This is a genomic window from Pseudorhodobacter sp. (assembly GCF_030452865.1).
Lineage (GTDB): Bacteria > Pseudomonadota > Alphaproteobacteria > Rhodobacterales > Rhodobacteraceae > Pseudorhodobacter.
The window spans coordinates 1-8,862 of record NZ_JAKDLJ010000116.1; the positions used below are offsets into that span (position 1 = coordinate 1).

The 8,862-nt window shown below is 60.7% G+C and carries 7 protein-coding genes; 1 reads left to right on the plus strand and 6 read right to left on the minus strand.

Translation table 11 applies throughout. The features are described from left to right. The 6 genes from trkA to dusB form a co-directional block, all read right to left on the minus strand. Positions 1–1,238, minus strand: a 1,238-nt coding sequence (trkA, locus tag L0H65_RS08860) for a Trk system potassium transporter TrkA (protein ID WP_301458511.1), incomplete at its 3' end; no start/stop codon positions are given. 84 nt (positions 1,239–1,322) lie between these two features. Continuing rightward, complete coding sequence (locus tag L0H65_RS08865; protein WP_301458512.1) at positions 1,323–2,735, minus strand: sigma-54 dependent transcriptional regulator; 1,413 nt, start codon at positions 2,733–2,735, stop codon at positions 1,323–1,325. Further along, positions 2,732–4,975, minus strand: a complete 2,244-nt coding sequence (locus tag L0H65_RS08870; RefSeq protein WP_301458513.1) for a PAS domain-containing sensor histidine kinase — start codon at positions 4,973–4,975, stop codon at positions 2,732–2,734. Before L0H65_RS08870 ends, L0H65_RS08865 begins: the two co-directional genes overlap by 4 nt. 110 nt (positions 4,976–5,085) lie before the next feature. Beyond that, a complete protein-coding gene (locus L0H65_RS08875) occupies positions 5,086–6,453 on the minus strand; it encodes a sigma-54 dependent transcriptional regulator (protein WP_301458514.1) in 1,368 nt (455 codons plus the stop codon). A gap of 3 nt (positions 6,454–6,456) precedes the next feature. Beyond that, positions 6,457–7,530, minus strand: a complete 1,074-nt coding sequence (locus tag L0H65_RS08880; protein ID WP_301458515.1) for a nitrogen regulation protein NR(II) — start codon at positions 7,528–7,530, stop codon at positions 6,457–6,459. Then, the gene (dusB, locus tag L0H65_RS08885) at positions 7,527–8,501 is read right to left on the minus strand and encodes a tRNA dihydrouridine synthase DusB (RefSeq protein ID WP_301458516.1); all 975 of its coding nucleotides are present in this window, start codon (positions 8,499–8,501) and stop codon (positions 7,527–7,529) included. The genes L0H65_RS08880 and dusB overlap by 4 nt, the downstream gene beginning before the upstream one ends. A gap of 198 nt (positions 8,502–8,699) precedes the next feature. Here dusB and L0H65_RS08890 point away from each other — a divergent pair. Continuing rightward, positions 8,700–8,862, plus strand: a 163-nt coding sequence (locus L0H65_RS08890; RefSeq protein ID WP_301458517.1) for a 2-C-methyl-D-erythritol 4-phosphate cytidylyltransferase, incomplete at its 3' end; no start/stop codon positions are given.

An 8,862-nucleotide genomic window follows, 5' to 3' on the forward strand; every position in this document is an offset into this window, starting at 1 on the left:
GCGCCGACCAGCACCCCTTCGGGGAATTCAATGTCGCGGAGCAGTTTCCCGGCCAGTGGCGAGGTTGACAGAACCTGCGCCTCGATCACCTCCGCCTCACCATCGCCCAATGAATAAATCGCCCGCACCCGTCCGTGCCGGATATGGCGCAGGATGGAGGATACGGTCGTGGCACGCGGGTTGATGAAAGCGTCGATATCCAATGCAGCCATAAGCGGCACAAGGGTCGGATCATTGACCAGCGCAATGGTCATCGGGCAACCTGCCTGTTTCGCGCGCACAGCAACCAGAAGGTTGGTCTTGTCGTCATCGGTCACCGCCAGCACCGCATCGGCGCGGTCGATCCCGGCCTCCATCAGGATATCCATATCCATCCCGTCACCATTCAGCACGATGGTCCGTTCCAGGCTGTCGGCGGCGCGTTCGGCCTTGGTGCGGTTCTTCTCGATCATCTTGGCGCGCAGCCGTTCGGTCCGCGCCTCCAGCGCGCGAGCGACGCCAAGGCCGACATTGCCACCACCGACGATCACCACCCGTTCCTGCTTGCGCGTGGTCTTGCCAAAAATCTCCAACGTGCGGTTGAGGTCTTCGGTGTGGGAAAACACATAGATCCGGTCGCCCTCGAACAACTGGTCGCCGGGATCGGGCGCGAACAACCGCTCATCCCGGCGCACGCCGACGACAATGGCGCGCAGGGTGGAAAACAGTTCGGTCAATTGCCGCAACGGCGTGTTCAGCACCGGACATTCCGCATCCAGCACGATGCCCAAAAGCTGCGCCTTGCCGCCCATGAAACTTTCGGTATCAAAGGTCGCGGGGGCGGCCAGGCGTTGCAGCGCGGCCTCAGCCACCTCTTTCTCCGGGCTGATCACCACATCAATCGGCATGTGGTCGCGGCGATAAAGATCGGCATAAATTGCATCGAGATAGCTTTGCGACCGCAAACGCGCGATCTTGCGCGGGATCGAAAAGATCGAATGGGCGATTTGGCAGGTGACCATGTTCACCTCATCCGAATGGGTCGCGGCGATGATCATATCGGCATCGCGCGCGCCGGCCTGTTCCAGCACGTCCGGATAGCTGGCAAAGCCGACAATGCCTTGCACATCCAGTGTATCCGTGGCGCGGCGCACCAGATCGGCGTTGAAATCCACCACCGTTACATCGTTGTTTTCACCGGACAGGTGGCGCGCGATCTGCCACCCCACCTGCCCCGCGCCGCAGATGATAACTTTCATGGCCTGTCTCTCCGTGGTCGCGGTTGTCCGGCACCTTCATTGGCAGATGCCGCCGCCATGGTCAATCTGAAGCGAGGGCGGGGTCTAGCCGTCATCTTCCTCGTCATCCTCCAACCGTGCCATGCGCGCGCCGGATTTGTTGGTCGTCACCACGCCCAAAGATTTCAGCTTGCGATGCAGGGCCGAACGCTCCATGCCGACAAAACTCGCAGTGCGGCTGATATTGCCGCCGAAGCGGTTGATCTGGGTCAGCAAATACTCCTTCTCGAACAACTCGCGCGCCTCGCGCAAGGGCAATGTCGCCAAAGCGCCACCAAGGACAAGGCGGCCATCCTCACGTCCTGTCGGTTCCTGCCCCGGCAGTTCCTTGACATCGACCGGCCCCGCCGCGTCGCCAAGGATCAATACCCGTTCAATCACGTTGCGCAACTGGCGCACGTTGCCGGGCCATTGCATGGTTTGCAGCATCGCTTCGGCTTCATTGGTCAGGGTGCGGGCGGGCAGACCTTGGGTGCGGTGGAACATATCAATGAAATAGCTGGTCAGTTCCGGAATATCCTCGCGCCGATCCTCAAGGCTCGGCACCGGGATCGGCACTACGTTCAGCCGGTCATAAAGTTCCTGCCGGAAGCGGCCCCCGGCAATTTCGGCACGCAAATCGCGGGTGGTGGAGGAGATGACGCGCAAATCAACGCGCACCTTGTCAACGCCGCCGGACCTCGTGAATTGCTGATCCACCAGCACCCTCAGGATCTTGGTCTGGGTGCCAAGCGGCATTTCGGCCACCTCGTCGAAATAGATCACGCCGCCATGCGCCTGCTCCAGCAGCCCTTGCTCCACCCCGCGTTCCGACGATTCTCGGCCAAAGAGCACTTCTTCCATGCGATCAGGTTCGATCGTGGCCGAGGTCACGGTGACAAAAGGCGCGGAGGCACGGTTGGAATTGGCGTGGATAAAGCGCGCCGCCAGTTCCTTGCCTGCCCCGGCAGGGCCGGACAGCATCACGCGACCGTTGGACTTCATTACTTTTTCAAGCTGTGATTTCAAGGTCTTGAACGCCGTACTTGAACCAATCATATCCGATGCGGTTACATCACGTCGCCGCAGATCGGTGTTTTCGCGACGCAGGCGACTGGTTTCCATCGCGCGGCTGACAACGACCATCAACTGGTCAATGTTGAACGGCTTTTCGATGAAATCATAAGCGCCTTGCTTGATCGCTGCGACGGCAATCTCAATGTTGCCGTGACCGGAAATGATGACCACAGGCACATCCGGATTGTCGCGTTTCACGGTTTTCAGAATGTCGATCCCGTCCATCTGGCTGTCCTTGAGCCAGATATCGAGGATCATCAGCGCGGGAGCCTCCGCCGCGATCTGTGCCATACATTCATCGGAACTACCTGCCAAACGCACGGTATAGCCTTCGTCCTCCAGAATATCTCCAATCAATTCGCGGATATCACGTTCATCGTCTACGATCAGGATACTGCTCATTTTTCCCCCTCGGCCTTGCGACCGTTGTTGCGTGCCTTCAGCCGTGGCAGGATGATCTCAGCCATCGCCCCGGCATGGGTGTTTCCGTCAAAAATCTCGGCATCCAGAAGCGAAAGCGTGCCGCCATGCTCCTCGATGATCTTCTTCACGATGGGCAGGCCAAGCCCGGTGCCCTTTTCGCGCGTGGTAACATAAGGCTCAAACAGCCGCGCCCGATCTGGCGGCAGGCCGATGCCATTGTCGGCGATGCGGATGACAACCTGTTCCGGTTGCGCCGTCAGCGATATCCGGATCTGCGGTGAAAATCCGTCACCAGCGCCAGTTTCAATATAACTATCAATGGCTTCCCCGCCGTTCTTCACCAAATTCGTCAAAGCCTGCGAAATCATCGTCGAATCCAAATCCATCAGGACCGGACCCGCCGGAATGTCCGTAACAAAATGGACACTGGGTTGTCCCGCCTCTTGCAGCACCACCGCATCGCGCAGGATTTTGGCCAAATCTTCCTCTCGCCTCATCGGCTCCGGCATGCGGGCAAATTTGGAAAACTCATCAACAATGCGGCGCAAGTCGTTGGTTTGCCTTACGATAACATCGGCGTACTGGTCCAGATCATCGGCCTTGTCACCAACCAAGGGGCGAAACTTGCGCTTGATCCGTTCGGCGGAAAGCTGGATGGGCGTCAGCGGGTTCTTGATTTCATGCGCGATGCGGCGGGCGACATCACCCCAAGCGGCCATCCGCTGCGCCGATACGAGGTCAGTCACGTCATCAAAGGACACCACAAACCCCTCCAACACTCCGGTATCGGAGCGGCGTTCGCTCATCCGCACCAACAGGCTTTCCATCCGCCCCTTGCGGGTCAGGCGCACTTCCTCCTGCACCGAGGCACCATGACCATCGCGCAACCGGTTGAACAATTTATCAAATTCCGGAACAGCCAAGGAAAGCTCTTGCCCGTCCATCCGCGCCTTCAATTCCAGCAACCGTTCGGCAGCGCGGTTGACGAAATCAACCTGCCCTTCGGCATCCAGACCGATCACCCCCGCTGAAACCGACGACAGAACTGAATCGAACAAGCGCCGCCGGCCTTCGGTCTCGACGTTGCTTTCTATCAGCGCCTCGCGCTGGCCCTTCAACTGGCGGGTCATCTGGTTGAACAACCGGCCGACCATCGCAATCTCATCATCGCCGTCTTCCTCGGGAATCTGCACGTCCAGATCGCCGCTGCCAACTTTCTGCGCCGCCCCGGCAAGCCGTCCGACCGGGCGCGCCAGACGTTCCGCCAGCCAAAGGCCCAACCAGATCGCCGCCAAAATAAGGATCACCGCGAAGCCGAGGTAAAGCAGCCCGAATTCAAACAGCAATCGTCCGCGTTCCTGTTCCAACTGCTGATACAGCGTCACCGTTTCGCGGGTTTCGTCCAGCAGGCTCAGGATATTGCCATCGACCTTGCGTGAAACGTACAAATAGCGGTCGACGTAGGCGGTCAGATAGACCAGCGCGCGCAACTCGTTGTCGGGCCAATCCTCGATCAGCACGGTTTCCCCTGCCTTGGCGCGGGCAAGCTCCGCTTCGGTGAGTGGTTCAAAATCAAACAGATAGGACCGCTCCCCCCGTGTTTTCAACGCGCCGGAACCGTCAACCAGATAGGCTTCCTTCAGCCCGCGTTGAATCTGGGTCTGGCCTTGGGTCAGGATCGGGCGCAACTCATCATCGGCCAGAAAGAAGCGGCTTTGTTTGGTCACGTTCAGATATGCGGCAAGGCTCGCCGCATCTTCGGTCAGATCGCGGCGATGCTCGCCATCATAAGCCTGCGCTGCGGCCAGAGAATTGCCGACCACATCGCGCACCCGTTGGGAAAACCACCCCTCCAGCGCCACGTTGAAAGTGACCACCGCAAACACCGCGACCAAAACGGTCGGGGTCAAAGCCAACAAAGCGAAAATCCCTGACAGGCGCAAATGCAGCCGCGACCCTGCGGATTGGCTGCGCCGGTCCGAAATCATCCGCGACACCCGCGCCATCACCAACGCCGCCACAACCAAAACATAGACCAGATCGGCAAGCAGGATCAGCCGCAGGAAAAGCGAGGTCGCACCTTGGTCAAACGGCCCCAGCGCCATGAAAGTCGCGAGTGTCAGGACCGGCCCAAGAATGACCAGCGTGAAGGTCATTATGGTCTGGACCCGGCGTTGACGACGCAGACGCGAAAGCCGTTCCCAGGTGTTGCTTCGCATCGCAGCCGCCAACCGATCAATCCCCGCGGTGTCGGCAGACCACCCAATGATCCGCCCCTTTCGGCGCGCATCACCGGATTCACCCGAAAGCCACGCCTACTGTGGCGCTTTTACATCAACTTGCGCCGCCGTGTCACGCGAATTTCCAGATCTGTGATCTTCTTACGCAACGTATTGCGGTTGATCCCGAGAAGATCGGCACATTTAGCCTGATTTCCAGAGGTTGCATCAAGCGCGATTTCGATCAAAGGGGCTTCAAATTCGCGCAAAATCCGGCTGTAAACCCCGTTCGGCGGTAATTCGCCACCGTGCAGGTCAAAATAGCGACGCAAATGTCGCGCGACCGAGGCGGAGAGCTTCTCACCGTCCGCGCCCGCGCGCAAAGCCTCCCTCTCCGGCTGGTGGATCAGCATCGCTTCGACTTCGGCCCGGCTGATCTCTGGTTCGGCGGAGGTTACAAGCAATCGACGCATCGCGTTTTCCAACTGGCGCACATTGCCGGGCCAACTGTAACTGCGCAGCAGTGCGCGTGCCGGTGGCGACAACCTGCGAATCGCGCCGGTGTCCCGCTCCCCTCGCGCCAGAAAGTGTTCCGCCAAGAGGTCGATATCCTCCACCCGCGCGCACAATGACGGAACCGCGATTGTCACGCCGCCCAAACGATAGAACAGATCGCGGCGAAAATCGCCCGCCTCCATCGCTGTTGCCAGGTCACTTTGCGAAATCGCCATTACCCGTGGCGCGTTATCACCGAACATATCGAGCATCCGCGCAATCCGGGCCTGTGTGTCAGCATCGAAATCCGCGATCTCGTCAAAGACCAGACTGCCGCCGCGCGCGCGCGGCAAAACCGCAGCCAACGCATCGACGCCCGCAAGATCAGCGGCATGCACCACGACGAATGGCAAGCCTCGGCGGTCGGAAAAATCGTGTATCGCGCGCGCGAGCAGTGATTTTCCGGTGCCGGAATCGCCGGTGATCAATACCGGTAGGTCGGTATTCATCACCCGCGCGACCAGACGGTAAAGCCCCTGCATCTCTGCTGTGCGCCCGACCAGCGGCAAATCATCCGCAAGCTCACGCGGCGCTGGTGACGCGCGCGGGGCGAGGCGACGCTTGCGGTCCAACGCGCGGGCGCAGCGTTTCATCAGGTCAGGCAGATCGAAGGGTTTGGGCAAATAGTCGAACGCCTCCGCCTCCTCTGCCTTGATCGCGGTCATGATGGTATTTTGCGCTGAAATCACGATGACCGGCAGACCGGGGCGCAGACGCGCAATCTCTGGCAGCGCCTGCAAGCCGTTGCCATCAGGCATCATCACGTCTGAAATCACCAGATCGCCTTTGCCCTCCTCCACCCAGCGCATCAAGGTCACAAGGCTGGCGGTGGCATGCACCTTGCAGCCCGCCCGCGTCAGCGCCTGCGTCAGAACCGTGCGGATCGTGCGATCGTCATCGGCAACAAGCACTGTGCCATCCATGGCTTAACCTCCTGCTTTCGGAATGGGGGCGATGGGGAGCGATACCCGGAACACCGTGCGCCCCGGCACCGATTCCACCGCGACCCAGCCGTCATGGTCCAGAATGATTTTTGAAACCAGCGCGAGGCCCAGCCCGCTGCCATTTTCGCGGCCGGAGACAAAGGGATCGAATACGCTCGACGCGATATCCGTGGGCAATCCGGGCCCGTCGTCAATCACTTCCACCTGCAAGGCCAAGGGGTTGCCCGGCCCGGTGACCCCGCGCAGGCGCAGCGACAGGTCATAATAGCTCCGCAATCGGATGGTCCCGCCATTGGGGCCAGAGGCTTCGGCAGCATTCCTGATAAGGTTCAGGAAAACCTGCATCAACTGGTCGGGGTCTGCAAAGCAATCGGGCAAGGAAGGGTCGTAATCCTCCACGATCGCCATATCGCGGGCAAAGCCGACCTGAGCGGAGCGGCGGGCACGATCCAGCGCATCATGGACGTTCACCGCCCGGCGTTCGGGGGGGCGCAGGTTGCCGAACTGGCCGACCTGATCGAGCAGGGCAACGATCCGGCGGGTTTCCTCCACGATCAGATCAGAAAGCTCGCGATCCTCGGCCGAAAGGTTCATCGCCAGAAGCTGCGCCGCACCCGAAATACCCGCCAGCGGGTTCTTGATCTCATGCGCCAGCATTTCCGCCATGCCGATCACCGATTTGGCTGCCGTTTTGGCGGAGGCGGCCCGGCCAAGGCGGTCCGCAATCTCTCGCGGGGTGATCAGCAACAGTTGCAGATCGGAGCCGTCCTGCATCGGCGCAAGCTGCAAGCGGCATGGCACCGGGGGACGCGCTCCCGTGGTGATCTCTGCCTCGTTGATAACCAGTGCCGAATGATGTGCAAGTACCCGCGCCATTGCCTCCTCCATCGGGGCGTCGATATGCAAGCGGTCCAGCAATGGCGCGCCTTTCAGGCTGCGCCGCGACAGGTTCAGGAACAGTTCCGCAGCGGGGTTCACATCCACGACCTGCCCCAAGGCATCGACCAACAGCGCCGGAATAGGCAGCGAGGCCCAGAGAGCGGCGTCACCCATCATGCGGCAACCTGCCCGGCATCGGCAAATGCGGCGTGCAGCGCAGCGATCACGCGGGCGGGCGCGGTTTCGGTCATGATATGGCGGCGCGCGGCTTCCAGTCCGGCGGTTTCCAGATACCAGCCCAGATGTTTGCGCGCGACCTTTACGCCAAGTTCGGTGCCGTAAAAGCCAAGCATCGCCTGATAATGTGCCACCACCATATCCCCCAAGGCGGCCCCTTGTGGAATGGCGGGTGCAGCTTGCCCAAAAAGGTCCGCCGCAATCACTGCCAGCAGCCAAGGCCGCCCCTGCGCGCCACGCCCGACCATCACCCCATCCGCACCCGATGCGGCAAGTGCTGCGCGTGCTTCTGCCGGGCCGATAATGTCGCCATTTGCCACTACCGGCACCCGCACCGCGTCTTTCACGGCGCGGATTGCGCCCCAATCCGCAGCGCCTTTGTAGAACTGGCAACGGGTGCGCCCGTGAATGGTGATCATTGCAACCCCTGCACTTTCCGCCCGCCGAGCAATCTCCGGCGCGTTGCGCATGTCATCATCCCAGCCAAGCCGGGTTTTCAGCGTGACCGGCACCTTGACCGCCTTCACCACCGCCTCAATCAGCGACAGCGCATGGTCAGGGTCTTTCATAAGGGCCGAACCGGAGTAGCCCGTCGTCACCTTCTTCGCCGGGCAGCCCATGTTGATATCAATCACCTGCGCGCCCATGCCTTCGACATAGCGCGCGGCTTCGGCCATCCAATACGCCTCCCGCCCGGCAAGCTGCACCGAGGTCGCCTGCTGATCAAAGCCCAGCTCCGCCCGAGCACGGGCCAAAGGCCGCGCCTGCACCACCTCCTGGCTTGCCACCATTTCCGACACCACCAGACCCGCACCGAAACCGGCCACCAGCCGCCGAAACGGCAGATCGGTGATTCCGGCAAGCGGGGCCAGCAACACGGGCGGATCAATGGTCAAGGGGCCAAGGTGCAAGGTGCAGCGCTTTCATGGATGGGTGTTGCGCTCAATTAGCCCTGCTTTGACGGAAACACAAATCTTCACCGGCGAAAAATGCGCGAAAAACCGGCGTTGCCTGAAATTCAGGCAGATTTCCGACGCTATGCGCCAATTGCCCTTCCCGAAGGCATCGCCTAGAACGAGGCAAAGGCCCAGGACCCACAGGAAAACACCATGACCAGCGCCGTCATCATTACCGCCGCAGGGCGTGGCAACCGCGCCGGGGGCGATGTGCCCAAGCAATGGCAAATGCTGGGAGGCAAGCCGGTGCTGCATCACACGGTTGCGGCGTTTCGCAATCATGGCGGGTTCGCGCTGATCGTGGTGACGCATCACG

Bases quoted from the DNA above. Each gene is read 5' to 3' on its own strand.
- L0H65_RS08865 (WP_301458512.1), bottom strand. From the start codon at position 2,735: ATGAGCAGTATCCTGATCGTAGACGATGAACGTGATATCCGCGAATTG.
- L0H65_RS08870 (WP_301458513.1), bottom strand. From the start codon at position 4,975: ATGCGAAGCAACACCTGGGAACGGCTTTCGCGTCTGCGTCGTCAACGC.
- L0H65_RS08875 (WP_301458514.1), bottom strand. From the start codon at position 6,453: ATGGATGGCACAGTGCTTGTTGCCGATGACGATCGCACGATCCGCACG.
- L0H65_RS08880 (WP_301458515.1), bottom strand. From the start codon at position 7,530: ATGATGGGTGACGCCGCTCTCTGGGCCTCGCTGCCTATTCCGGCGCTG.